The following is a 23,822-nucleotide window of genomic DNA, read 5'->3' as shown; positions in this document are numbered from 1 at the left end:
CTGCGCGCGCGGTGGCGGCTGCGCCGCTTTTGCGCGATATCGCGGAGCGGAAGGTGCGAACGGACGCGGCGGAGGGGGGCTGTCTGCCCCCCGCTGCTGCGCAGCCCCCCCGAAGGTACTTGAGAAGCAAAGAGGGGCGGGTCGATGGCCGCGATTGATGACCTGCCGCCCTTGCGGGAGGTGATTGCCGCCCACGGATTGAGCGCGCGCAAGGCGCTGGGGCAGAACTTTTTGCTGGATCTCAACCTGACCGCCAAGATCGCGCGCGTGGCGGGCGATCTTTCGGACACGGATGTTCTGGAGGTGGGACCCGGCCCCGGCGGGCTGACGCGCGGGCTTTTGGCCGAAGGCGCGCGGCGCGTGGTGGCGGTGGAAAAGGATGCGCGCTGCCTGCCGGTTTTGGCGGAGATCGCGGCGGCTTACCCCGGTCGGTTGGAGGTGCTCAACGCCGACGCGCTGGACATCGACTGGGCCGCGCAGTTGCGGCCCCCGCGCAAGATCGTGGCCAACCTGCCCTATAATGTCGGCACGGAATTGCTGGTCCGATGGCTGACCCCGCCCGAATGGCCGCCGCAATGGGACAGCCTGACCTTGATGTTCCAGCGCGAAGTGGCGGATCGGATCGTGGCGCAGCCCGGATCGAAAGCCTATGGACGGCTGGCGGTCTTGGCCCAATGGCGCGCCGATGCGCGGATCGCAATGACCCTTCCACCCGAAGCCTTCACCCCGCCGCCGAAAGTGCGATCGGCGGTGGTTCACCTGACGGCCTTGCCCGAGCCGCGGTTCCCGGCCGATCCGGAGATCCTGTCGCGCGTTGTGCAAATGGCATTCGGACAAAGGCGCAAGATGCTACGTGCCGCGCTCAAGGCTCTGGCGCCCGATATCGAGGACCGGTTGGCGGAGGCAGGATTGAGGCCGACCGACCGGGCCGAACAGGTGCCCATTGAAGGGTTCTGTGCCCTGGCCCGAATTATGGCGCGGGGTTAGGGACGCACGAAAAAGGGGCCGCGTGGCCCCCTTTCCGATCCGGTCATTCGGCGGCTTCTTGCGGGGGCTGACCGCCTCCGCCGCCTTCGCCGCCGCCACCGCCACCGTCACCTGCCGCATCCTCAGCATCGGGTTTGCGACGGCGACGTTGCCGTTTCGGCTTGGGCGCGCTTTCGGGGGTCTGCACGAGACCGGCATCGCTGTCCGCGGCCGGGTCGATCACCGCGTCGAACGCGCCCTGCCCGTCGGACGCATCCGCGGAGGGCTGCTGTCCGTTGGGTTGCTGATTGTCACCGCCAGAGCGGTTTTTCTGGTTGCCGCCTTGCTGGTTATTGCCGCCCTGGTTGGCGTTGTTTCCGCCGCCTTGGTGGTTCTGATTGTTGCCGCCACCGCCTTGCTGGTTCTGGTTGTTCTGCTGTTGGTCGCGCTTGGCGTCCTGCTCGCGCTGCGCCTCGCCCAACATGCGCAGGTAATGCTCCGCATGCTGCTGGAAGTTTTCCGCCGCGACACGGTCATTGGACAACTGCGCATCGCGCGTCAGCTGGTTGTACTTGTCGATGATCTGCTGCGGCGTGCCGCGGACCTTGCCTTCGGGGCCGGAACTGTCGAACACCCGATTGACGATATTGCCGACGGAGCGGTTGCGATTTCCCTTGGACCGCGAGCGGTTCTTCGATGATCTCATGTGTGGTCTTGTCCAGTTATCCTGGTGGGCGGCCTCTCACACGCGATGCGGCGGGGCCCGAAAAGGTCTCAGTTTGCGGCTGGCCCGTTGCTAGCAACCGGCACCTGCGCTGTCTGGTAAGAAAGGCGCGGCTGGCCGGAAGGGCCGAGTTTCGCACCTAGACTTGAGTAAGCATGGCCGCGCGGGCCTGTCCAGCGCAAAACACCCCATAGAGCGGTTTTCTTAACAAATGGGCGGGTTTTCGCGGTGATCCGGCGTGACGGCTCATGTCAGGTGGATCGGCCCGCGACGACGCGATCCCTGCCATCCAGATCGGCATGCACCGCGACTTCGTCAAGACCGGCCTCGCGGAAAAGTTCGGCAACGGCGGCGCCTTGGTCGTATCCGATCTCGACGATCAAGCGGCCGCGGGGCCGCAAATGGGTTTGCGCCTCCGCCGTTATGGCGCGGTAGGCCGCCAACCCGTCGCCACCGGGGGTCAGCGCAATGCGCGGCTCATGCAGGACCTCGGGCGCCAGGTCTGCGTAGGCGTCTTCCGTGATGTAGGGCGGGTTGGAGACGATGAGGTCGTAGTCCCCGCCAATGCATTCGAACCAATCGGACTGCTCCAAGTGCAGGCGGTCCGCGACACCGTGAGAGCGCGCGTTGCCCTCAGCCACCGCAAGGGCCGTGGCGGAGATGTCGCAAGCGATCCCCACGGCGTCTTGGCATTCGGCCAGAAGGGTCACGGCGATGACCCCCGATCCGGTGCCAAGATCCAGAAGATCGCGAAACGGCTCCTCAAGGGCCAGCGCGATCAGCGTTTCGGTCTCCGGACGCGGCACCAGCACGTCCTCGGTCACACGAAAGCGGCGGTTCCAGAAGGCCACGTGGCCCACCACATGGGCGAGAGACTTTCCCTTCCGCCTTTCGGCAACGAGATGCAGGAATTTCGCTTCTTCCTCATGGGTCAGGCGGCGGTCCGGTTCAATGAGGACCTGCGCCCGGTCGAGGCCCGTCGCCTCCGCCATAAGCAAGCACACATCGCGGGCAAATTCTGGCCCCTGCGCCGCGTCAAGTGGAATGGAAAGCGCAAATGCCATCGCCTCCCGCAACGTCGCCGGGCCATTCTGGTCAATCATGCCGGGACGCGCGGACTGCGCGCTCACCCCTCCATCTCCGCCAGCTTCATCGCCTGATCCTCGGCGGTCAGGGCGTCGATGATCTCGTCCAGATCCCCCGCCATCACCTGGTCCAGCTTGTAAAGCGTCAGGTTGATCCGGTGATCGGTCAAGCGACCTTGCGGGAAATTGTAAGTGCGAATCCGTTCCGACCGGTCGCCGGAGCCCACCTGCGCCTTGCGGTCCGCGGCCATCGCATCGGCGGCCTTCTGGCGTTCGGCATCGTAGAGCCGGGCGCGCAGCACCTGCATCGCGATCTCCCGGTTGCGGTGCTGCGACTTCTCGGAACTGGTGACAACGATCCCCGAGGGGAGGTGCGTGATCCGCACCGCGGAATCGGTGGTGTTCACATGCTGTCCCCCTGCCCCGCTGGCCCGCATCGTGTCGATGCGGATGTCCTGCGCGGGGATGTCGATATCCACCTCCTCCGCTTCCGGCAGGACGGCGACGGTGGCAGCCGACGTATGAATGCGTCCGCCGGATTCGGTTTCCGGAACGCGCTGCACCCGGTGGACACCGGATTCGAATTTCAGCCGGGCGAAGACGTTTTCGCCCTCGATCCGCGCCGTGACCTCCTTGATCCCGCCAAGCTCGGTTTCGGCGAGGTCGATGATTTCGAGCCGCCAGCCGCGCGTCTCGCTGTACCGGGTATACATCCGAAGAAGGTCGCCCGCGAACAAGGCGGCCTCGTCACCACCGGTACCGGGGCGGATTTCGATCATGGCGGGTTTCGCATCGGCGGCGTCCCGGGGCAGAAGCGCCAGTTGCAGCGACTTTTCGGCCGCCGGGATGGCATCGCGAAGGCGGGGAAGCTCTTCCTCGGCAAGCGGCCGCATGTCGGGATCATCCAGCATCATCTCTGCCTCGGCCATATCCGCAAGCAGTTGATTATAGGCGGCGATTTCCCCGACGACCGGCTTCAGCTCCGCGTATTCGCGGCTGATCTGGGCGATCTGGGACGCATCTGGCCCGGCATTCAGTTGCGCTTCGAGGTACTCGAACCGGTCAGTGATCTGGCGAAGGCGGTCTTGGGGCAACATGCTTGGGGCTTCCTGGCGCGGATGTTGGTGTGCCATCCCGGCGCACCATTTTGAGGCAATTCAAGCGTCCGCTAATCGCCGTCGTTGAACACTGTCGCCCCGCGTGCGGCCTGCATCCACCGCTGTGCCCGTGCCGTGTTCACGCCCATATCCGAATATCCGTAGATGGAGCGGGAGAAGATATCGACCTGCGTGCCCTCCCCCTCCGGGCTGAACCGGACGGAGATGACATCGGGAAACCCCATCAGGCGCGAGCGGACGACGTATGTGACATGTCCCTCAAGGTGCGACCCCGCGAGGACCGTCGCATCGTCGGCTTCGGCAGCGGCGTGCAGACGGCTGGCAACCTCCACCGGATCGGCGTCGATGTAAGAGCCGCCGGTGCCCGCCATCAGTGCGTAGTTGGGTGAACTCGGTGGTGTCGCCGTTGACGGATCGACATGGAGCGCCTCCACATCCAGCGGGGCCACGCGCACGTAGATCGCGGCGGCCACGGCCAGAAGGACAAGGGCGATCAGGATATAGAGCACGATCCGCATCCCTTTGACATGCTGTGTGGGGCGGGCCGCGTCAAGTCTCCGCTCCCGGGGCGACCTCATGGACTTCGATCACGTGGCCATCCGGGTCGTAGAAGAAGATTTGCCGCCAGCCCTGCACCGCCTGATCGCCCCAATCGGAATACGGCACGCCCTGTGCATCGAGGCGCGCGATGAACGCGTCCAGATCATCGCAGCGATAGGCGATATGGCCTCGACTGACCGGGTTGACGAATTGACCCGCACGGAACCCCGCGCCCATATCCTTTTGCGCCAAATGCGTCTGGATCGCTCCATCACTCAGGAACGCCACGTCACCGGCATATCCCCTGCCCTTTTCCAGCTTCGGCAATCCTTGCGTCGGGCGGGCCAGCCCCATCACATCGCGCCAGAACGCCTCCGCCCGCGGCACGTCGTCGGTCACCAGGTTTACGTGATGTAGCGTCAGTTTCATGTCCGCCCTCCTTGCATCCGCACCCTGCCTCGCCTCAGATAGCGCCGCAAGCGGAGGCAGCCATGGCGCGCAAGATCATTATCGACACCGACCCCGGACAGGACGACGCCGTCGCGATCCTTCTCGCGTTGGCCTCACCCGAGGTGGAGGTATTGGGGATCACCGCCGTGGCCGGAAATGTCCCGTTGGAACTGACGGCAAAAAACGCGCGGATCGTCTGCGAATTGGCGGGGCGGCCGGACGTGAGAGTGTTTGCAGGATGCGATCGGCCCCTGCGACATACGCTGGTCACAGCGGAGCATGTCCACGGCAAAACCGGCCTCGACGGCCCGGTGATGCCCGAGCCGACGATGCCGTTGCAGGACAGGCACGGCGTGGACTTCATCGTCGAAACGCTGCGGGAAGAAGCGCCGGAAACTGTCACCCTTTGCCCTCTTGGCCCGCTTACGAACATCGCCACGGCATTCGAGAAAGCCCCCGACATCGTCGCAAACGTGCAAGAGATCGTGCTTATGGGCGGGGCCTATTTCCAGGTTGGGAACATTACACCGGCCGCCGAATTCAACATTTACGTCGATCCGGAAGCCGCTGATATCGTGTTCAAATGCGGACGACCGGTCACGGTCATGCCGCTGGACGTGACCCACAAGGCGCTGACCACCGCACCGCGCGTGCAGGCGTTCCGGGACCTTGGTACAAAGCCCGGCACGATGGTCGCGGAATGGACCGATTTCTTCGAGCGTTTCGACAAGGAAAAATACGGCTCTGCCGGCGCGCCGCTCCATGATCCCTGCGTGATCGCGTACCTGATCGACCCGGACCTCTTCTCCGGTCGCCATGTGAATGTGGAGATTGAGACGCAGTCGGAGCTCACACGGGGGATGAGCGTTGCGGATTGGTGGCGCGTCACCGACCGCGCCCCCAACGCGATGTTCATGGGGGATGTCGACGCGCAGGGGTTCTTCGCGCTTCTGACCGAACGGATCGGCACCCTGTGAAGGCCGGCGCGGTCGCGATAGTCCTGTCGCTGGCCACCTGCCCGGCCCAAGCCGATGGTCCCGCGCTGGCGCATCTGACCATCGACGGACGCACACTCACCTTGTCCGCAGACAACGACGCAAGCGCCCATCCCATGATCCACCAAGACGGGACGACGCTGTCCCTGCGGTTCGCGCAACTGCACCTGGGGTTTCCGATGCCGCCGATCCTGACGATCCGCCTGATCGAAGACGACGCGGGCTGGCATGTCGACCATATCGACCTGCAACAGACCGGTGGCATCACTCCGGCCCTCGGTCCGCCGCACAGCGTTTCGGTGACGGGCACCGGTCTTGATCGACAGTTTACCGTCGCTGGAGAGGCGCTGGCCCCCGACGCGACCGGCGCAATCATTCCCATGCCCTACAATGTCGAGGTGTCCCTGCGGTCGCCATAACCCTCGCGGCCACTGGCAACTCCTGCCGCCGACCTCTACATCAGAGGCAACAGCGCCAGGATATACGATCATGACCGTCGCCTTCCCCTTCGACAATTCCTACGCCCGCCTTCCCGACCGCTTCTTCACGCGGCAGGCACCGGTCCCCGTTTCCGCGCCCAAGCTCATCGCGATCAACACCCCATTGGCCGAGCGTCTGGGGCTCTCCCTGCCGAATGACGATGCGGACCTGGCCGAAATTTTCGCCGGGAACACCCTGCCCGATGGTGCGACACCCCTGGCCCAGGTCTATGCGGGGCATCAATTCGGCGGATGGTCCCCGCAATTGGGCGATGGACGTGCGGTGATGTTGGGGGAAGTCGTGGCACCCGACGGCGCGCGATTTGACATCCAGTTGAAGGGCGCGGGGCAAACGCCCTATTCGCGCATGGGCGACGGACGTGCGTGGCTCGGGCCGGTGCTGCGCGAATACATCGTGTCCGAAGCCATGGCGGCCCTCGGCATTCCCACGACCCGCGCCCTGGCGGCGGTGGAGACGGGGGACATCGTGCTTCGGGAGGGCCGGATGCCCGGTGCTATCGTGACCCGCGTGGCCGCAAGCCATATCCGCGTCGGCACGTTTCAGTTCTTCGCCGCACGACAGGACACCGAAGCGTTGCAGGCGCTGCTCGACCACACAATCGCGCGCCACTATCCGGGTGCCGAAGGGCCGTCCGGCCTGCTGAACGCGGTGATCGGGGCACAGGCCAAGTTGATCGCGGCCTGGATGGGCGTGGGCTTCATCCACGGCGTGATGAACACCGACAACATGACCCTTTCGGGCGAGACGATAGATTACGGCCCCTGCGCCTTCATGGATGCCTACCATCCGGAGATGGTGTTCTCGTCCATCGACCATGGCGGACGCTATGCCTACGCCAACCAGCCACAGATCGGCGCCTGGAACCTTGCACAGCTGGCCACCGCGCTGCTTCCCCTGATGCCCGACCGGGATGCGGCGATCGAGGAATTTACCGAGGCCGTGAATGGGTTCGCGGGCCGGTTCGATGCAGAATGGCACGGCGTGTTGCGCGCGAAACTGGGCCTTGCGTCGGAAGAAGACGGGGACGCGGCGCTGGCGTTCGACCTCCTCAACCGCATGGCGCAGGGCGGGGCCGATTTCACGCAGACCTTCCGCCTCCTCTCCTCCCCCACGCCCGACCGCGCGGCGGAGGCATTTGCGGCACCCGCCCCCTTCGCGCCGTGGCTTGAGGAGTGGCGGGCGAGGCTGACCAAGGACGGACTGCCCGAGGCGCGGCGCGTGGCCATGATGCAAGCGGCCAATCCCGCCCTCATCCCACGAAATCATCGGGTGGAAGAGGCGATCCAAGCCGCCCTGGGCGGCGATTACGCGCCGTTCCATCGTCTGAATTCTGCCTTGCAGGACCCGTTTACGGACCGCGCGGACATCGCCGATCTGCAACTCGCGCCGCGGCAGGACGAACGCGTAACACAGACGTTTTGCGGGACGTGACCCCTCCGGTCAGCCACGTACCGGGCGATTGATGAGGATGAGGCCCGCGCAGACGCAGACCAGCGCCACGATCAAGCCGGGCCCGACCTCCTCCCCCAGCAAGAGCCACCCCATCACCACGCCGAAGACCGGCGCCAGGAACGAAAAGGCGGCGACGGAACTGGCGGGATAGATTGTCAGGAGCCACAGCCAGAACAGAAAACCGGCTGACACGATGGCGATGATCTGGAAGCCAAGGCCCGCCCAGTGGATCAGTTGCGGGTCGCGCAGCAATTCTCCGAACAGGGGGGCTGCCAGCAGAAGAAGCGGGGCGGAGACCGCCAATTGCCAGAGCAATTGCATCTCCGGGCGCACCTCCCGCAGGGTTGTGGCGCGGGCGCAGAGCGCGATGCCCGCCCAAGCGATCGCCGCCAGAAGCGCCAATGCGTCGCCAAGCAGCGATGCCTCTCCGCCGCCGCCGCGCATCACGATGGCAATCACAACGCCGACGAATGCAAGGCCCAGGCCCGCCGATTTCGTCGCTGTCAACCGCTCGCCCGGGATCAGGAAATGCGCCGCTAGCGCCAGCCACATCGGCATCGTGTAGAAGATCACCGAGGTCCGCGTGACGCTGGTCAGGTCCAGCGCCATGAACAGGCAGACGAATTCCACCGCGAAGATCACCCCTATCCAGAGCCCGGGGCGCAGCGTTCCCGGTGCAATCGACGTGCTCATCCCGCGCATCTTCATCCACACGAAGATGACCAACGCACCGCCGAGCGATCTCAGGCCCGCGAAGAAGATCGGCTGCAAGCCTTCGTTCACCACTTTGATGACGACCTGATTGAACGCCAGCAACACCGCAAAGCCGGTCAGGGAGATCGCGCCGAAGGCGTCGATGCGGCTCTTGGGTGGCATGGGGGGCTCCGGCAAGTGGGTCGGGCGACCCGATAAGGAATCCGCGTCGGTGTCAAGGCGCGCGCGGAACACGCCAAGGGGTAAAGGCGTGGAGATTGCGCGCCACCTCTGCCATGCTGACGGGAGAGGATCATTTCTGGGAGGATGAACCATGAGCTTGATGAGAACCCTGGCCGCCGTCGCGGTGGGCGTGGCCGCAACGAAGGGCGCCCAAGCCCTTGCAAATCGCAACAGCAGTGCCGCCTCGGGCGGCGGAGGCTTGCTCGACAGCCTACGCGAACATGGCGGAGGTGGCGGCGCGGGCGGGCTCGGCGCGCTTTTGGGCGGCGGGGGATCGCAGGGGCGGTCGAGCGGCGGCCTTGGCGATCTTCTGGAAGAATTCGGAGGCTCCGGCGCGATGGGCGGCCTGGGTGGCATGCTGGGTGGCGGCGCCGCGGGCGGGCTGCTTGGCGGATTGCTGGGGGGCGGCAGCAGCCCGAGCCAGCAACCGGCCTTCGGGCGACGCCTCAATCAGGCTTTGATGAACGGCGGGGAGCCCGAGGACCCGCCCACCCGTGATGAGGAGGCGATGGCAGGCCTGATGATCCGCGCGATGATCATGGCCGCGAAGGCCGATGGCCGCATCGACGGCGCAGAGCGTGAAGCCTTGACCCGCCATCTGGGCGATCTTGATCCCGGCGAACGGGCTTTCGTCATGGAAGAGCTTAACGCAAGGATCGACATCGACGATTTCGCGCGCGACGTCCCAGACCATCCGGCGCTCAAGGCGCAGATCTTTGCCGCCGCCATGTCGGCGATCGACATCGACAGCGCGCGCGAACGGCAATTCGCCGAAGACCTCGCCAACGCGCTGGGATTGGAAGACAAAGCGCGCGGCCATGTGCAACGGCGCATGTCTGGCACCTACGGCGCGCCGCCCGATCAACCGTGGGAGAAGTCCGACAACACCCGCGCGTATTCCCAACCGATCACCGCGCCCACAAGTGCGGGCGGACGCGCGCACGGGGCAAAGGGAATGCAAGGCACGCCGGGCGGTCAGCGCAGCCCCTACCGCAAGTAGACGCGCCTGACGACTGCCCCTGCCCGGTCTTTATCCGGGCGGGGGAATCCCATAGACCATCTCCTGTCCGACCGGCGTCTACGCGCCGATTGCAACAGGAACCGCGCCGATGAGTGACACGATCGAGGCCCGCTGCGCCCAGAACGGGCTGCGCATGACCGAGCAGCGTCGGGTGATCGCCCGGGTCTTGGACGAGGCCGACGACCATCCCGATGTGGAAGAACTTTACGCCCGTGCCAGTGCCGTCGATCCGCGGATTTCCATCGCGACCGTCTACCGGACCGTGAAATTGTTCGAGGAGGCGGGTATCCTCGAAAAGCTGGAATTCGGTGACGGACGCGCACGCTACGAGGATGCGGAGCGGGATCACCACGACCACCTGATCGACATGAATTCCGGCGCGGTCATCGAATTCGTCGACCCTGAGATCGAGGCGTTGCAGGAAAAGATTGCCGAAAAGCTCGGCTATCGGCTGAAGGGCCACAAGCTGGAACTCTACGGCGTGCCGATCAAGAAGGGCTGATCGGGCCGTCCTGACGTGTCAGAGGGCGGAAGAGGCGCTGCCCTTGGCTCCACCATCCCCCGAGCCACGTCATGCAGCAAAGACCAGCATTGCTGGCAGCGCGTGATGACCGAGCCTTCCCCTCGGCCCACCGGCGCACTAGAGCGGTTCCGGCAAGGGCAGCGCGGGATGAAGGCCATGGACAATTACAAGGGCATGGCATGGATGACGCTGGCCATGTTGGGCTTTGCGCTTGCCGACACGTTCATCAAACTGACCCTGGGTGCGCTGCCCGTGGGACAGGTCATTGCCGTTTTCGGTTTCGGCGGGGCGGCGATCTTCGGGCTATGGGCGAAGGCGCGTGGCGAGCGTGTAATGGACCGGAAGCTATTCACCCGCGCATTCGTGCTGCGCCTTGTCTTCGAAGTATTCGGCACGGTCTGTTTCGTGATGGCGCTGTCGCTGATCGACCTGTCGCTGCTGTCGGCGATCATCCAGGCAAACCCGCTTCTCGTGACCCTGGGCGCGGCGTTGTTCCTTGGCCAACGGGTTGGTTGGCGGCGCTGGGTTGCGATCCTGATCGGCTTGGTGGGCGTATTGATCATCGTGCGGCCCGGCATGGCCGGGTTCGAGGCCGCAAGCCTTCTGGGTATCGGCGCGACGTTCGGACTTGTGGGCCGCGACCTTGCGACACGCGCGATACCACAGACCATCTCGACCTTGCTTTTGGCCGCCTGGGGTTTCCTCGCGGCGGGGATTGCGGGCCTCGGCATCTTGTTGGTGCAAGGCGGCGCCGTGTGGCCCGATGCGGTCCTGACCCTGCAATTGACCGGCGCGCTGCTTTGCGCGCTTGTGGCCTATTACGCCGTGACCGCCGCCATGCGCGTGGGCGAGATCGCCGCCGTCACCCCGTTCCGCTACACGCGGCTCGTCTTCGCCATGGCACTGGCCTTCTTTATTTTCGGGGAGCGGCCCGACGCCTGGACGCTCATTGGCGCAGCCATCGTGATCTCAACCGGCCTCTACACCCTCTTCCGAGAGCGGGCAGTCGCGGCCTGAACCGGGTCGGCAGCACTGTTAGCGGTAACATGTCGCTTTTGCCTCAACGCCCCCTCTGCTATAGCCCGCGCAAAACCACCCTTAGTCCGGAGACGGCCGCATGAGCACGATCATCGACATTCACGCCCGCGAAATCCTCGATAGCCGGGGCAACCCGACGGTAGAGGTCGATGTCACGCTGGACGATGGTACCATGGGGCGTGCGGCGGTTCCGTCCGGCGCATCGACCGGCGCCTATGAGGCGGTGGAGATGCGCGACGGAGACACGTCTCGGTACAAGGGCAAGGGTGTGCGGGAGGCCGTGGCCGCCGTGAACGGTGAGATTGCGGAGACGCTTTTGGGCTTCGACGCCACCGAACAAGTCGCCATCGACGGGGCCATGTGCGAGTTGGACGGCACGGACAACAAGGGGCGCCTTGGCGCAAACGCGATCCTCGGCGTCAGCCTCGCCACCGCGAAGGCCGCCGCGGATTACACCGCGCAGCCGCTCTACCGGTATGTGGGCGGGACGATGGCCCATGTTCTGCCCGTGCCAATGATGAATATCATCAATGGCGGTGAACACGCAGACAACCCGATCGACATCCAGGAATTCATGATCATGCCGATCTCCGCCACGTCGATTGCGGAGGCGGTGCGGATGGGATCAGAGGTGTTCCACACGTTGAAGGGCGAGTTGTCCGCCGCGGGTCTGTCCACCGGCATCGGGGATGAGGGGGGCTTCGCGCCGAATTTGAGCAGCACCCGAGACGCGCTCGATTTCGTGCTCAAGTCGATTGAGAAGGCAGGCTACACACCCGGCGACGACATGATGCTGGCGCTCGATTGCGCGGCGACGGAATATTACCGCGATGGCAAGTACGAATTGGCGGGCGAAGGCAAATCGCTCACGTCGGAGGAAAACGTTGCCTACCTCTCTTCCCTGGTGGCGGACTACCCGATCCTCAGCATCGAAGACGGCATGGGTGAAGACGATTGGGACGGCTGGATTGCCCTGACGGAGGCCCTTGGCGACAAGGTGCAACTTGTGGGCGACGATCTGTTCGTAACGAACCCCGACCGCCTCGCCGATGGCATCGCGCGGGGTGCCGCGAACTCTCTTCTGGTGAAAGTGAACCAGATCGGCACCCTGACCGAGACTTTGGCCGCCGTGAATATGGCCAACCGCGCGGGCTTCACCTCCGTGATGTCCCACCGCTCGGGTGAGACGGAGGATGCCACGATCGCCGATCTGGCGGTGGCCACGAATTGCGGACAGATCAAGACCGGGTCGCTGGCCCGTTCCGACCGGTTGGCGAAATACAACCAGTTGATCCGGATCGAGGAACAGTTGGACGAAACGGCAACTTACGCGGGCAAGTCGATTCTGCGAGGTTGACCCCGGCTTCGACCCGACCCGTTCATTTCGAGGAAGGCGGCGCCCCCTGCGCCGCCTTTTTTCATGGGCTCAGGGCCGTGATGCAGGTGTGACCCCGCCGCGCCGCCGATTTTCGCGGCGATGGGGCTGACAAAGCGAAGCAAACAAGGGTATGACAAATATAACCTATACAAAGACAGGTTCTGATCCCTTGGCCGTTGCCTACCACACTGCCCAGGCGGAACGCAGACTTGCCGACCTGTCGGACCTCGACCGCCTGTGGTTCGCGCAATTCGGCCAACCGCCCGAGGTTTATACACGCATCGCATCCGTCGCGGCGGCGGGCGGCGGATTGTGGCTTTACAGCGGATCGCTGATCGGGCCGATCTGGGCATGTCTCTATCTCTGCGGTCTGCTCGCATCCTACTACACAATGCGCCCGACCGACCCGACGCGCCCCTCTGCCTGGGGGATAGGGATCGCGAGCCATGTGTTCATCGCCCTGACCTTCGCATCTCTGCCGCTTTACTTGATGACATCGGATGACCTCGTGCTCGCGTTTTGCGGCATGCTTGCCATCGTGGGTCTTGGCGCGTTCACGCTGTTTCGGGAGGAGCCGCCCGCCATCGTGCAGCCCATCGACATTGCCGTGGGTTGGGTGGCTATCTTGATCGTGTGGATCAAGTTCGTGGCCCCGCAACCCAGCCTCGCCGCCCAGGGCGTGATGACTTTGATCTGCGTTGTGGTTGGCGCCTATTACGCGATAGCCCTGATCACGACCCGCAAGGTCCGGGCCGACCTTCGCGCGGCGGCTGAACGCGAATCCACGGCCCAGATGATGGAAGCCATCGGACGCCTTTCCGGCGGCATGGCCCATGACTTCAACAATATTCTCACGGCGCTTCAGGGCAGTCTCGACCTCTACCACGTCATGCCTCCGGGAGAGGAACGCGACGCGCTGGTGGAGGAGGCGCAGTTTGCCAGCAAGCGCGCATCGGGCCTCGTGTCGCGCCTTCTGGCATTCGCGCGCCGCGCGCCGTTGGACCCGCAACCGGTCGACGCGGCCAAGATCATCGACGACATGCGTGCGTTGGCCTCCCATTTGGTGCCCGACAGCGTGACGCTCGACAGCCGCGCACCGGAGAACGGGGTCATGGCGCTGGCGGATGCCGACGGGCTTCACGCGGCATTGCTGGATTTGATCCTCAATGCCCGGGACGCGTTGGACGGTCGCGGTCAGATCACGCTGGCGGCCGATCTGGTCTGCGGGCCCGCCGATGGTGGTGGAAACGTGCCGGCGCAGCATGACCTCGACACCCATGTCGTCTTTTCGATTGCGGACGACGGGCCCGGCATTCCCCGCACTATCCGTGACCGGGTGTTTGAGCCGTTTTTCACAACCAAGACGGTAGGAAGCGGCTCCGGCCTTGGCCTGTCCATGGCCAAGGGCTTCGCCGAACAATCAGGTGGCGCGTTGAGGCTGAAGAGCTCGCCCGACGGGACAATCGTGGAATTGCACCTGCCATTGGCCGCCGGACGCGGCGGAACGGTCACAGACCAGCAATAGCCCCGCAAGTGCGGGTTTTACACCGTTGTCCCCCATCGTTTTCTTCGCAATCCTGTCGCCAAGCTGCGCACCCCTTCCCGCGCCATCCCCTTGCAACGGCCCCATGAACGCCTATATCTATTGTATACCACTGTATACTGATAAGACTGGATCTTAATGCTCGACACGCTTCTGTCTGGGCCATTTGTGCCCTTTACTCTCTCGCTCGCCCTGCTCTTCGCGCTTCTGGCACTGGAGGTTGTGTTTCTGCTGATCGGCGGGTCCCTGATGGGCGACGGGAGTGACGTTGACGGGCCTGAGATCGCTGATGGGCCGGATCTCGACATGGACCTGGACCTTGATGTCGAGCTTGAGGCATTCGATCTTGAATCCTTCGACATCGACACCGCAGAATTCGACGTCACCGCAGCCGAAGATATCGCGGTGGACGTGCCGCAGGGCGTGCCGAACCATCCGCTCCACTGGCTTGGATTGGGGCGAATGCCCACGCTGATCTGGCTGGCCTCCATCTTCCTGTCTTTCGGAGTGTCCGGCGTGGCGCTGCAGGGCGTCGCGACCACATTGCTTGGCGGGCCGCTTCCGGCGGGGATCGCGGTCATCCCCTGCGCCATTGTGGCGATCTGGTTCACGGCGAGGTTCGGCGCAATTTTCGCCCGCCTCCTCCCGAAAACGGAAACCCAATCGGTGTCCGCCCGCCAACTGGGCCGTCGCAAGGGTATCGTGACGCAAGGCACCTCTGCTCGTGGGGCACCTGCAGAGGTTCGCGTCACCGACCGTTACGGCAACACCCACTATATCCGCGCCGAGCCCATGAAGGACGCGGACGTCATTCCCCAAGGCGCAGAGGTACTGGTACTGCGCCACCGCCCTACCGGCGGTTTCCGCTTGATCGCGCTTTGATCCCCTTCGGGCGCAAACATTTGAAAGGTTGAACATATGGAACTCGGATTTCTTGGAATTATCGTCATCGCCATCATCGGGGCACTGGTCTTTCTGGGCCTCGTCATCGGACGGCTCTACAAACGCACCACGCGCGAGGTGTCGCTCGTCAAGACCGGTGCGGGCGGCAAGCAGGTGATCATGGATGGCGGCACGCTCGTGATCCCGCTCCTGCACGAGGTCAGCCCGGTCAATATGAAAACCCTGCGCCTTGAAGTGCGCCGGACGGGCGAAGGTGCATTGATTACGCAAGACCGGATGCGCGTTGATGTGGGAGTGGAATTCTACGTCTCCGTCATGGCGACCGATGAGGGCATTGCCCGGGCCGCCCAGACGCTCGGCGACCGCACCTTCTACGTGGACCAGCTGCGTGAGATGATCGAAGGTAAGCTGATCGACGGCCTGCGCGCCGTGGCCGCGAAGATGACGATGGACAATCTCCATGAAAACCGTTCGGACTTCGTTCAGCAGGTACAGAACGCGATTTCCGAGGATCTTTTGAAGAACGGTCTGTCGCTGGAATCGGTCTCACTCACCGCGCTGGACCAGACGCCGTTTGAATCGCTCGATGAAAATAACGCCTTCAACGCCGTGGGTATGCGCAAGCTGGCGGAGGTGATCGCGAAATCCAAGAAGGAACGCGCGGAGATCGACGCGGAAGCCGAAGTCGCCGTGCGCCGCGCCGCGATGGAAGCCGAGCGCCAGAAGCTCAGCATCCAGGAAGAGGAAGAGCGCGCCGCGATTGCGCAGGTCCAAGAAGTGGAGACCATGAAAGCCGCGCAGGAGATGGAGATTGCCCTGCGGCGGGAAGACTCGATGCGCGAAAGCGAGCGCGCCCGGATTGCACGGGAGGAGCAGGTCCGCTCCGCCGAAATCGCCCGCGAGCGCAACATTCGTGACGCCGAAATCACCAAGGAACGCGAGCTGGAAGTGGCGGAGCAGGAACGCCAGATCATCATCCAGCAGAAGTCCGAAGAGGAAAGCCGCGCGCGCGCCTCCGCCGACCTCGCCCGGGCCGAAGCCACCAAGGCGACGGAAGCCGTGGCAACCGCCCGCGAAGTCGCGGAAGCCGAGCGCCAGAAGCAGATCGCCCTGATCGAAGCCACCCGCGAGGCCGAGCGCGAAGCCACACGTATCCGTGTCGCGGCGGAAGCCGAGAAAATTGCCGCCGCCGACCGCGCAGAAGCCCGCAGGGAGGAAGCGCAGGCCGAGGCCGACGCGATCTCCATCCGGGCCGACGCCAAGAAGAAGGATATGCTGGCCGAGGCGGAAGGCACGCGCGCCATCACCGAGGCGGAGAATGCGTTGTCCGAGCAGATCGTCGGCATGAAGGTCGACATGGCACGGATCGAAGCAATCCCCGCGATCATGGAACAGATGGTCAAGCCGGTGGAGAAGATCGACTCGATCAAGATCCACCAGGTCGGTGGCCTTGGCGGTGGCAACGGGGCCGGCGGGTCAACGGGCGGCGCGGGCGACAAGCCCGTCGTGAACCAGGCGCTCGATTCGATCATGGGTATGGCGGTTCAGATGCCGGCCTTGCGAAAGCTCGGCGATGAACTGGGCCTGAGCCTGGAGAACGGCGTCGAAGGGTTGGCCGACAGTGCGCTCAAAGACCGGCCCAACGGCGCGGCGCCCGGCGCGATCGAGCCGCCAGCGGCCGATGCACAATCCAATGGCGACGCACGCCCCGCAGAATGACCGCCGATGAGATCATCGAGGCGTTGAACCTGGCCCCCCATCCCGAGGGGGCCATTATCGTCAGACGTGGGTGGATGATACGGGCAGCGGACGCCCGAGCGGAACCTGCATCTATTTCCTTCTGAAGGACGGCGAGGCGAGCCACTGGCACCGCGTGGATGCGACGGAAATCTGGCTCTACCATTCCGGCGCACCGCTGATCCTTTCACTTTCGGACAGCGATGAAGGACCCGCCCAAGACCACCTGCTGACCCCGGACCTGACGCAAGGTGCCCCTCAACTGATCGTGCCGAAGGATCATTGGCAGGCCGCCCGCACGACCGGTGCGTTCACGCTGGTTTCCTGCACCGTTTCCCCGGGGTTCTCCTTTGACGGTTTCACCCTCGCGCCGTCCGGTTTTGACATTCCGAGGGTCTGAAGCGCGGCAGGCCGCAATTGGCCCCCTTTGCCGGCGAACCGGTCGTTTAGCTCAGTGCGCGCGTTCCGGGCCGCGACCTCCGCGCGCCGCCAACCGGCGCGGCGACGCCCGTCGTGCCAGGGGCGGAGGTCGGCAATCCACGGGAAGCGCGCACGGCGAGATAGGCGAAGGCCTGCGCCTCCAACGCGTCTCCGTTCAGGCCAACCTCCTCCACCGGCGAGACGGGACAGGAGGTGGCCTCCGCCAGCATCGCCATGAGTGTCTTGTTGCGCCGCCCCCCGCCGGTCACGAAAATCCTTTCCGGGCGGCGCGGCAAGTGCGGGATGCCGCGCCCGACCGCCCCCGCCGCGCACGCCGCAAGCGTGGCCAGCGCGTCGGCATCGGCAAGGCCCGCGACCGCGTCCTGGAGCCCCGCGAAGGCGTCACGGTCGAGGGATTTCGGTGGAGCCAGATCGAACCAGGGATCGCCCAGAGCTCTTTCGAGGATACCCAGATCAACCTGTCCTCGCGCCGCCAACGCCCCGTCGCTATCGAACCGCCCAAGCCCGCGCGCGGCCATCAGATCATCCATGGGCGCGTTGGCCGGTCCCGTATCGAAGGCCAGACACGCGCCCAGCAGCTCCGGCGCATCCATTGTGGGATCGACCCAACTGAGGTTGCCGACGCCGCCAAGATTGAGAAATACCACGGGCCCTTCCGCCCCCACCCAGCGCGCGCAGGCCCAATGGTAGAAGGGCGCAAGCGGCGCGCCCTGCCCGCCCATTTCCATATCCGCGCTGCGAAAATCCCAGATCACCTCGCAGCCCAAAGCGGTCGCAAGACGCGCGCCATCGCCGACCTGGTGGGTGCGCCCACCGTCGGGATCATGGGCCAAAGTCTGTCCGTGAAATCCCAGAACCGCCACATCGGGAAGGCCCGCCATGGCGGCGATGTGGGCGTTTTCGACCACGAGCGCGGCTGCGTCTGCGCGCGCCGCCCCCGGCCATGCACCCATCGCCGCGCGCAAGACGTCCCGGTCCTCATCGCAGTAGATCACCTCGTGGATGTCGCCGAAATCGAGGATGTCGAGACCATCGGTTTCAATCACTGCCACATCGACCCCGTCAAACGACGTGCCCGACATCGCCCCTGCCGCCCAAACCGGCCCCTTTTCCTTTTTCGACATTCCCGATAGACCCTCCCTCGGCCCACAATTGCCTGGACATTCCATGACCTACCAGCCCAAATCCGACTTCCTGCGCATCATTGTCGAACGCGGATTCCTCGCCGATTGCACCGACCTGCAAGGGCTGGATGAAGCGATGCTGAAAGGACCGATTACGGGCTATATCGGCTTCGACCTGACGGCCACCAGCCTCCATATCGGCAATCTCGTGCAAATCATGCTTCTGCGCTGGCTGCAAAAGACCGGCAACCGCCCGATCACGTTGATGGGCGGCGGGACGACGAAAGTCGGAGACCCGTCCGGCAAGGACGAGATGCGCAAGATCATCTCCGTCGATCAGATCAACGCCAATGCCGACGGCATCCGCACAGTGTTTGCCAATTACATTTCCTACGGCGATGGGCCCACCGACAGCCCGCTCGTCAACAACGCCGAATGGCTCGACAAACTGGGATACATCGACTTTCTGCGCGACATCGGAAAACACTTCACGATCAATCGCCTGCTGGCGTTCGACAGCGTCAAGTCGCGCCTGGACCGAGAACAGGCGCTCAGCTTCATCGAGTTCAACTACATGCTCTTGCAGGCCTATGACTATCTGGAACTGTACCGCCGCCATGGCTGCGTCTTGCAGATGGGCGGCTCGGATCAATGGGGCAATATCGTTTCCGGCGCGGACCTGATCCGGCGCGTCGATGCGGGGGAGGCTTACGGGCTGACCACCCCGCTGGTGACACGCGCCGACGGCAAGAAAATGGGCAAATCCGCCGATGGGGCCGTCTGGCTGAACGAGGAGCGGATGTCGTCCTACGAATTCTGGCAGTGGTGGCGCAATGTCGATGACTCTGATGTCGCCAAGTTCCTGAAATTGTTTACGGAACTTCCTGTCGACGAATGCAACCGTCTGGGCGCATTGGACGGGGCGGAGATCAATTCTGCCAAGGTCATTCTCGCCAATGAAGTGACCACATTGTGCCGCGGCGCCGATGCGGCAGCCTCCGCCGAAGCGACCGCGCGGGAGGTGTTCGAGAAGGGCGGAACCGGCGATGATCTGCCAACGCTCACGCTCAGCGCAGCGGATATCGGTGACGGCATCTCCATCGTGCAGTTGTTCGCCAGGTCTGGTCTCGCGAAATCCGGCAAAGATGCCAAGCGCCTGATTGCCGAGGGCGGTGCGAGGATGAACGACGCGGCCCTGTCGGAAGCCGGGCTGATGATCGGGCAAGTGGATTTGGCGGAGCCGATCAAATTGTCGGCCGGAAAGAAACGACACGCGCTGGTCGTGCTGGAGGGCTGAGGGCCCACGCGGGCATTAACCTCGAATTCAGGGATCGTGGTCAATGGTCCCGTCATGTTTGACCTCGCCCCCTCAGAGACGTCTTGCGCCGACACGCGCGTATCCGGACCCAAGCCACATGCGCCCCTTCAGCAAAGCCGCCCATGGCTGCGGGCCTTGCGGCTGCTTGGCCGTGACGCCCGGATCGAAGCGTTCGGCGATCACACCGCCCTGGTCATCAGGCAAACCAAGCCGGTGATCGGGAACACGGCGCTCCTGACCAGGGCGCAGCTTGATCTGACACCAGCGGCCGCCCGGGAACTTCGCGCGCTATGCGGCACACGGCACTTACTGGTGAACGCAGAAACGCCCGACGATGCGGATGCGTTACGTGCCGCCGGGTTCCGGCGCATGGCCGCCCCCCGTCAGATTGCGGAAGTGTCGCTTGATCCATCGAGCGATGCGATGGCCGCGGGGCTCCACGGCAAATGGCGCAATCGCCTGCGCAAGGGCCTGTCGTCGGGACTGTTTGTCACGCGCCGTCCGCTTCCGCCCTCCCCCTCCCACTGGATTTTTCGGGCGGAAGCGGCACAGGCGAAGGCGCTGTCCTACCAACCGCTTCCGCCGCGGCTCATCGCCGCCATCGCCGCATGTACACCCGGTGCCCCGCAGATTTTCACCGCCTACCTTGGGGCGGAGAAGTTGGCCGCACTGGTTTTCCTGCGGCACGGGCGACGTGCCACCTATCAGATCGGCTGGACCACGCGCGCGGGTCGGGAAAAGTGCGCAGGCCACGCCCTGATGTGGCGGGCGATGCTGGATTTGCAGACAATGGGTGTGGAGCTTCTTGATCTGGGATCTGCCGATAGCGGCCAGAACCCCGGACTTGCGCGGTTCAAATGCGGCACCGGTGCGCGAATCCGACCGCTTGGTGGGACTTGGCTATCCTCAACCTGGCTCGATACCGGGTGGATGCGCCGCCGACCCGTTACACGCAGCGAGCGACCGTCCGTCACGGTACATGAGAGAACGTGTTCAGCGCAAAGTGCGTCGGCACGCGCCTTGCCCGACGCGGCCACAAGCGCAAGCCGCAGCCCCGCCGACAGCGGGCCACGCGCGCGGCACTAGTCGAGATCTTGGGTCAGGGGCAAACCCGTCCGCTCCACCAATGCGGCCACAATCGCCTCCACCTGTGGGTTGCGGGTGTCGCCGAACGCGGCCTCCACGTCCGCCTTGCGACCTTCGCGCCCCGCCCGGACCATGTCGGAGAAATTCATTCCGCCCATGACCGTCTTCTTGGTCCCGAGCACGTAGATGTCCTTGCCGCGATCGCGGTGACGCAGGGTGACGGTTTCCAGCGTCAGGCCATCCCCCTCCCCATCTGGGGAGGACAGATGCACAAACGCCTGGTGGATGTCGCGGTAGGCGGCAAGCGGCTCCGACCAACGGACCTCAGTCGATCCCGTCTTGTCTGTCACGACGACCTCGTCAGCCCGCAGCTCTGCGCGCCTTGTCCACTGCAACGTCCCGCCCTTGGCCCGAAGGAGGCTCGGCCCCGCGATGAAGGCGCCGATCACGAGCGGCAGGACAATGCCCATGACATTATTCAGGTCGAAATTCCCCGACCTGACCGCGTTGATCGTGACGATCCCACTAATCAGAACGCACAGGGCCCCGATGAGGAGCGTCAGCACATTGCCGTTGATCGCGCGGGAGCCGGGCCGCCCTTCCCCGTACACCACCACGACTGGCCCGTCACTTATCTCAGGAAGGCGGAGGCCGCCCACGAGATCTGGCGCGGATCTGCGCGACAACAAAGTGGCGACGGGGTTTTCATCCTCAAAGTCAGCAGCCATGGAAATGTCCCGAAAACCAATGAATTTCCGCACCATAAGCGATTGAACCGCGCGCATCCATTGGGGGAAATCCCGACCGCGGGGCTAGCCCGCCATCGCCCGAAGCAATCGCGCGCGCCCCGGTGGCACGGCGCGTATCTCCAGCCCGGTGAAAACGTGCAACGTCCCCATTTCCCTGTCGATCACGGCGTGGTCGCTGACCCAGCCGCCCATCACGAGGTAGGTGCGCAGAAGTGGCGGCATCTGCGCCTGCGCGTGCTTCGGGTCAGCGCGCATGTCTAGCCTCTTTGCAAACGCGAAAACCTTCGGTGCCCTGACGCACGGCAACCACCGATCAGGCGCCAGATGCTTGTCTCGCAGCATTGCAAAGGCGTCGGCATAGGCGCTCGGTTCGGTTCCTGCGAAGGACGAACAACCGAACAGCATCTCCACCCCCTGCCCGTCCACATAAGCCGTCATCGCGCCCCAAGCCACGCGCAGGATATCCGCGTCCGCGGTATCGGGGTCCACGCAGAACCGACCCAGCTCCACCATTGGGCCGTTGAAGGTCTGCAGGGCGGAGAGGTCGTAGAATTGCGCCGAATAGCTGCGTTCGATCTCCCTCCCGCTGAACAGATGCAGCAGGCGAAAACAACACACGAGCGTGCCGGTCTGCGTATCCTCCACCAGCACATGGATGCAGTGGTCATCGAACGGATCGGCCTTCCGGGCGGCGTCTGTCGGAAAGACGCGCGCGCGCAGGGTCTGCGCCGCGGCGAAATCCGCCTCCGTCTCGGCGATGCGAGAGGCATAGCGGCCCCGGCGCAGGGACAACATCGTATCGCGCTTTTCCTTGGCCGGAAGGCGAACGGCGATGGAGGGCGCCGATGGCGCCCTGTCGGAGAAAGGGGCCTCAGTTGGCGAGCGCATCGCCAAGGTTGATCCGCCCGAAATTCGACAAGATCTGCCGCAGGAAACCGATGTCGCGAACGGAGCTTTCGGTGACCCGGCGCGACAATTGGATGATCTGCCCGTCCTCGAGACCGAACCGTTCGATATTGGACACGCGCCCGGCCTCGTTGAAGGAAATCGCGACGATGTCGCGTTCAATGACCTGCGGCGCGTTGTAGGTGAAATTGCGGACCCGATACTGGGTATAGAACCACGCCTCGTCTCGCATCACACCGGCCGATCCCGGCGCGCCGGCCAGCTCCGCCACCTGTTCCTGCGTCGCACCGACACCGATTTCCGCCAAGATTTCGGGCGGCGGCACGTAGCCGTGATTGGTGTAGGTTGCCGAACAGGCCGCCAATCCCAGGACCAAGCCAAGGGCCAGGGCCAGCGGGCGGACCATCGGAAAACTCGACTGACGTTTCATGCAGACGCCCTGTGTATCATTGCTCGACCGGCCCCATCGGGGCATCACGGTATTCGTGCGCTTGCGAACGCGCCTTAACCTGCCTATCGGCTTAGCGCAGCCACACGTCTGTAGCAAGCGATGCGACCCTCACGATCCCGCGCATGGAGGTATCATGTCAGATCATAATCTTCCCCTGGCCCGCCTGAACCGCGCCACGGAGACGCCGTTCAAGGTTGAACCGGACGCGGATGCGCGCGCCTCCATGGCCCGTGACCTCGGAGTTCCGGCGTTGCGCAAGGTGCGGCTCGACGGTCGCGCGATCCCCGAAGGCAAGGCCGATTGGCGGCTGGAGGCCAAGCTGGGGGCAACAGCCGTGCAGAATTGCGTTGTCACGCTGGAGCCTGTCACGACGCGGATCGACGTGCCACTTGTTCGCCAGTACCGCGCCCACATGCCCGAGCCATCGGGGGAAGAGATGGAGATGCCCGAGGACGATACGCTGGAGCCGCTGCGCGCCGAGGTCGATCTGATGGCCCTTCTGACCGAGGCGTTGGCCCTGGCCTTGCCTGACTATCCCCGCGCCGAGGGGGTGGAACTGGGTGAGGCCATTTTCGCCGCCCCCGGCGTCACCCCGATGCGCGACGAAGATGCCAAGCCGCTGGCCGGTCTGGCGGCGTTGCGTGACAGGCTTTCGGGCAACGGGAACGGGGACGAAAACGAAGGCTGAACGCTGCACACGCACCCTGTGGGAAAAGGGCTTGCATGGCCGGGGAATCCGAGTATGTTCCCGGCCTCATTCGCCCCCGGATTTTCACGTCTCAGGGCCTTGCCGCGAAACCGTCGCGCAGGCCCGTTTGGCACAGGAAAATCCCCGGT

Annotated in this window: 24 protein-coding genes and 1 pseudogene; 15 read left to right on the top strand and 10 right to left on the bottom strand. The window is 64.4% G+C overall.

The window, feature by feature from the left end:
• Nucleotides 1-144 precede the first annotated feature (144 nt).
• Nucleotides 145-987 carry a 16S rRNA (adenine(1518)-N(6)/adenine(1519)-N(6))-dimethyltransferase RsmA gene (gene rsmA, locus KUW62_RS05445; RefSeq protein WP_224814499.1) on the top strand — a complete coding sequence of 281 codons (843 nt, stop codon included), beginning with the start codon at nt 145-147 and terminating at the stop codon, nt 985-987.
• A 43-nt stretch (nt 988-1,030) separates the two neighbouring features.
• On the opposite strand, the gene KUW62_RS05440 is transcribed toward rsmA, so the two are convergent.
• The 5 genes from KUW62_RS05440 to KUW62_RS05420 form a co-directional block, all read right to left on the bottom strand.
• Entirely contained in the window at nt 1,031-1,672 is a 642-nt protein-coding gene (locus KUW62_RS05440) for a DUF4167 domain-containing protein (protein ID WP_224814498.1), read from the bottom strand.
• Nucleotides 1,673-1,941: 269 nt separating this feature from the next.
• Complete coding sequence (gene prmC, locus KUW62_RS05435) at nt 1,942-2,754, bottom strand: peptide chain release factor N(5)-glutamine methyltransferase (RefSeq protein WP_224814497.1); 813 nt, start codon at nt 2,752-2,754, stop codon at nt 1,942-1,944.
• Nucleotides 2,755-2,816: 62 nt separating this feature from the next.
• Nucleotides 2,817-3,872, bottom strand: a complete 1,056-nt coding sequence (gene prfA, locus KUW62_RS05430) for a peptide chain release factor 1 (protein ID WP_224814496.1) — start codon at nt 3,870-3,872, stop codon at nt 2,817-2,819.
• 71 nt (nt 3,873-3,943) lie between these two features.
• Entirely contained in the window at nt 3,944-4,411 is a 468-nt protein-coding gene (locus KUW62_RS05425; RefSeq protein ID WP_224814495.1) for a DUF1499 domain-containing protein, read from the bottom strand.
• Between the two features lie 31 nt (nt 4,412-4,442).
• Entirely contained in the window at nt 4,443-4,862 is a 420-nt protein-coding gene (locus KUW62_RS05420; RefSeq protein WP_224814494.1) for a VOC family protein, read from the bottom strand.
• A 62-nt stretch (nt 4,863-4,924) separates the two neighbouring features.
• On the opposite strand from KUW62_RS05420, the gene KUW62_RS05415 reads away from it, so the two are divergent.
• The 3 genes from KUW62_RS05415 to KUW62_RS05405 all read left to right on the top strand — a co-directional run bounded on the left by KUW62_RS05415 (nt 4,925) and on the right by KUW62_RS05405 (nt 7,810).
• Nucleotides 4,925-5,860, top strand: coding sequence for a nucleoside hydrolase (locus tag KUW62_RS05415; protein ID WP_224814493.1), 936 nt, complete (start codon nt 4,925-4,927; stop codon nt 5,858-5,860).
• A complete protein-coding gene (locus tag KUW62_RS05410) occupies nt 5,857-6,297 on the top strand; it encodes a hypothetical protein (protein ID WP_224814492.1) in 441 nt (146 codons plus the stop codon). The genes KUW62_RS05415 and KUW62_RS05410 overlap by 4 nt, the downstream gene beginning before the upstream one ends.
• A gap of 70 nt (nt 6,298-6,367) precedes the next feature.
• Nucleotides 6,368-7,810 (top strand): YdiU family protein, encoded by a 1,443-nt coding sequence (locus KUW62_RS05405; protein ID WP_224814491.1) that lies wholly within the window; start codon nt 6,368-6,370, stop codon nt 7,808-7,810.
• Between the two features lie 9 nt (nt 7,811-7,819).
• On the opposite strand, the gene KUW62_RS05400 is transcribed toward KUW62_RS05405, so the two are convergent.
• Nucleotides 7,820-8,707 carry a DMT family transporter gene (locus KUW62_RS05400; protein ID WP_224814490.1) on the bottom strand — a complete coding sequence of 296 codons (888 nt, stop codon included), beginning with the start codon at nt 8,705-8,707 and terminating at the stop codon, nt 7,820-7,822.
• A 151-nt stretch (nt 8,708-8,858) separates the two neighbouring features.
• On the opposite strand from KUW62_RS05400, the gene KUW62_RS05395 reads away from it, so the two are divergent.
• The 8 genes and pseudogenes from KUW62_RS05395 (at nt 8,859) to KUW62_RS05360 (ending at nt 17,310) form a co-directional block, all read left to right on the top strand.
• Nucleotides 8,859-9,767, top strand: a complete 909-nt coding sequence (locus KUW62_RS05395) for a tellurite resistance TerB family protein (RefSeq protein ID WP_224814489.1) — start codon at nt 8,859-8,861, stop codon at nt 9,765-9,767.
• A 109-nt stretch (nt 9,768-9,876) separates the two neighbouring features.
• Complete coding sequence (locus KUW62_RS05390) at nt 9,877-10,290, top strand: Fur family transcriptional regulator (protein ID WP_224814488.1); 414 nt, start codon at nt 9,877-9,879, stop codon at nt 10,288-10,290.
• Nucleotides 10,291-10,395: 105 nt separating this feature from the next.
• Nucleotides 10,396-11,328, top strand: coding sequence for a DMT family transporter (locus KUW62_RS05385; RefSeq protein ID WP_370632848.1), 933 nt, complete (start codon nt 10,396-10,398; stop codon nt 11,326-11,328).
• A 100-nt stretch (nt 11,329-11,428) separates the two neighbouring features.
• Nucleotides 11,429-12,706: a phosphopyruvate hydratase gene (eno, locus tag KUW62_RS05380; RefSeq protein WP_224814487.1), complete on the top strand. Its 1,278-nt coding sequence runs from the start codon at nt 11,429-11,431 to the stop codon at nt 12,704-12,706.
• A gap of 190 nt (nt 12,707-12,896) precedes the next feature.
• Nucleotides 12,897-14,252, top strand: coding sequence for a sensor histidine kinase (locus KUW62_RS05375; RefSeq protein WP_224814486.1), 1,356 nt, complete (start codon nt 12,897-12,899; stop codon nt 14,250-14,252).
• Nucleotides 14,253-14,408: 156 nt separating this feature from the next.
• The gene (locus KUW62_RS05370) at nt 14,409-15,152 is read left to right on the top strand and encodes an OB-fold-containig protein (RefSeq protein WP_224814485.1); all 744 of its coding nucleotides are present in this window, start codon (nt 14,409-14,411) and stop codon (nt 15,150-15,152) included.
• A 36-nt stretch (nt 15,153-15,188) separates the two neighbouring features.
• Nucleotides 15,189-16,892, top strand: coding sequence for a flotillin family protein (locus tag KUW62_RS05365; protein WP_224814484.1), 1,704 nt, complete (start codon nt 15,189-15,191; stop codon nt 16,890-16,892).
• A pseudogene (locus KUW62_RS05360) lies at nt 16,889-17,310 on the top strand (cupin domain-containing protein). The gene KUW62_RS05365 and the pseudogene KUW62_RS05360 overlap by 4 nt, the downstream one beginning before the upstream one ends.
• Before the next feature lie 46 nt (nt 17,311-17,356).
• Here KUW62_RS05360 and KUW62_RS05355 read toward each other — a convergent pair.
• The gene (locus KUW62_RS05355; protein ID WP_224814483.1) at nt 17,357-18,475 is read right to left on the bottom strand and encodes an anhydro-N-acetylmuramic acid kinase; all 1,119 of its coding nucleotides are present in this window, start codon (nt 18,473-18,475) and stop codon (nt 17,357-17,359) included.
• Between the two features lie 43 nt (nt 18,476-18,518).
• On the opposite strand from KUW62_RS05355, the gene tyrS reads away from it, so the two are divergent.
• Both tyrS and KUW62_RS05345 read left to right on the top strand, forming a co-directional pair.
• Nucleotides 18,519-19,772, top strand: a complete 1,254-nt coding sequence (gene tyrS / locus KUW62_RS05350) for a tyrosine--tRNA ligase (RefSeq protein ID WP_224814482.1) — start codon at nt 18,519-18,521, stop codon at nt 19,770-19,772.
• Nucleotides 19,773-19,826: 54 nt separating this feature from the next.
• A complete protein-coding gene (locus KUW62_RS05345; protein WP_224814481.1) occupies nt 19,827-20,879 on the top strand; it encodes a GNAT family N-acetyltransferase in 1,053 nt (350 codons plus the stop codon).
• On the opposite strand, the gene KUW62_RS05340 is transcribed toward KUW62_RS05345, so the two are convergent.
• From KUW62_RS05340 to KUW62_RS05330, 3 genes are all read right to left on the bottom strand, one after another.
• On the bottom strand, nt 20,876-21,607 hold the full coding sequence (locus tag KUW62_RS05340) for a hypothetical protein (protein WP_224814480.1): 732 nt from the start codon (nt 21,605-21,607) through the stop codon (nt 20,876-20,878). The genes KUW62_RS05345 and KUW62_RS05340 overlap by 4 nt on opposite strands.
• Nucleotides 21,608-21,691: 84 nt before the next feature.
• Nucleotides 21,692-22,423, bottom strand: coding sequence for a GNAT family N-acetyltransferase (locus KUW62_RS05335; RefSeq protein ID WP_224817039.1), 732 nt, complete (start codon nt 22,421-22,423; stop codon nt 21,692-21,694).
• 76 nt (nt 22,424-22,499) lie between these two features.
• Entirely contained in the window at nt 22,500-22,964 is a 465-nt protein-coding gene (locus KUW62_RS05330; protein WP_224814479.1) for an outer membrane protein assembly factor BamE, read from the bottom strand.
• Between the two features lie 154 nt (nt 22,965-23,118).
• Between KUW62_RS05330 and KUW62_RS05325 the strand changes: the two genes are divergently transcribed.
• The gene (locus KUW62_RS05325; protein WP_224814478.1) at nt 23,119-23,673 is read left to right on the top strand and encodes a YceD family protein; all 555 of its coding nucleotides are present in this window, start codon (nt 23,119-23,121) and stop codon (nt 23,671-23,673) included.
• Nucleotides 23,674-23,822: the final 149 nt, after the last annotated feature.

It is taken from the genome of Hasllibacter sp. MH4015, from assembly GCF_020177575.1.
Classification (GTDB): domain Bacteria; phylum Pseudomonadota; class Alphaproteobacteria; order Rhodobacterales; family Rhodobacteraceae; genus Gymnodinialimonas.
This window is presented reverse-complemented; position numbering and strand designations above follow the sequence as displayed.

Coding starts and splice junctions, on each gene's coding strand:
- KUW62_RS05330 (WP_224814479.1), bottom strand. CDS start 22,964: ATGAAACGTCAGTCGAGTTTTCCGATGGTCCGCCCGCTGGCCCTGGCC.
- KUW62_RS05390 (WP_224814488.1), top strand. CDS start 9,877: ATGAGTGACACGATCGAGGCCCGCTGCGCCCAGAACGGGCTGCGCATG.
- KUW62_RS05345 (WP_224814481.1), top strand. CDS start 19,827: ATGTTTGACCTCGCCCCCTCAGAGACGTCTTGCGCCGACACGCGCGTA.
- KUW62_RS05415 (WP_224814493.1), top strand. CDS start 4,925: ATGGCGCGCAAGATCATTATCGACACCGACCCCGGACAGGACGACGCC.
- KUW62_RS05425 (WP_224814495.1), bottom strand. CDS start 4,411: ATGCGGATCGTGCTCTATATCCTGATCGCCCTTGTCCTTCTGGCCGTG.
- prmC (WP_224814497.1), bottom strand. CDS start 2,754: ATGGCATTTGCGCTTTCCATTCCACTTGACGCGGCGCAGGGGCCAGAA.
- prfA (WP_224814496.1), bottom strand. CDS start 3,872: ATGTTGCCCCAAGACCGCCTTCGCCAGATCACTGACCGGTTCGAGTAC.
- KUW62_RS05340 (WP_224814480.1), bottom strand. CDS start 21,607: ATGGCTGCTGACTTTGAGGATGAAAACCCCGTCGCCACTTTGTTGTCG.
- KUW62_RS05325 (WP_224814478.1), top strand. CDS start 23,119: ATGTCAGATCATAATCTTCCCCTGGCCCGCCTGAACCGCGCCACGGAG.
- KUW62_RS05355 (WP_224814483.1), bottom strand. CDS start 18,475: ATGTCGAAAAAGGAAAAGGGGCCGGTTTGGGCGGCAGGGGCGATGTCG.
- KUW62_RS05335 (WP_224817039.1), bottom strand. CDS start 22,423: ATGTTGTCCCTGCGCCGGGGCCGCTATGCCTCTCGCATCGCCGAGACG.
- KUW62_RS05440 (WP_224814498.1), bottom strand. CDS start 1,672: ATGAGATCATCGAAGAACCGCTCGCGGTCCAAGGGAAATCGCAACCGC.
- rsmA (WP_224814499.1), top strand. CDS start 145: ATGGCCGCGATTGATGACCTGCCGCCCTTGCGGGAGGTGATTGCCGCC.
- eno (WP_224814487.1), top strand. CDS start 11,429: ATGAGCACGATCATCGACATTCACGCCCGCGAAATCCTCGATAGCCGG.
- KUW62_RS05420 (WP_224814494.1), bottom strand. CDS start 4,862: ATGAAACTGACGCTACATCACGTAAACCTGGTGACCGACGACGTGCCG.
- tyrS (WP_224814482.1), top strand. CDS start 18,519: ATGACCTACCAGCCCAAATCCGACTTCCTGCGCATCATTGTCGAACGC.
- KUW62_RS05370 (WP_224814485.1), top strand. CDS start 14,409: ATGCTCGACACGCTTCTGTCTGGGCCATTTGTGCCCTTTACTCTCTCG.
- KUW62_RS05405 (WP_224814491.1), top strand. CDS start 6,368: ATGACCGTCGCCTTCCCCTTCGACAATTCCTACGCCCGCCTTCCCGAC.
- KUW62_RS05395 (WP_224814489.1), top strand. CDS start 8,859: ATGAGCTTGATGAGAACCCTGGCCGCCGTCGCGGTGGGCGTGGCCGCA.
- KUW62_RS05385 (WP_370632848.1), top strand. CDS start 10,396: ATGACCGAGCCTTCCCCTCGGCCCACCGGCGCACTAGAGCGGTTCCGG.
- KUW62_RS05400 (WP_224814490.1), bottom strand. CDS start 8,707: ATGCCACCCAAGAGCCGCATCGACGCCTTCGGCGCGATCTCCCTGACC.
- KUW62_RS05365 (WP_224814484.1), top strand. CDS start 15,189: ATGGAACTCGGATTTCTTGGAATTATCGTCATCGCCATCATCGGGGCA.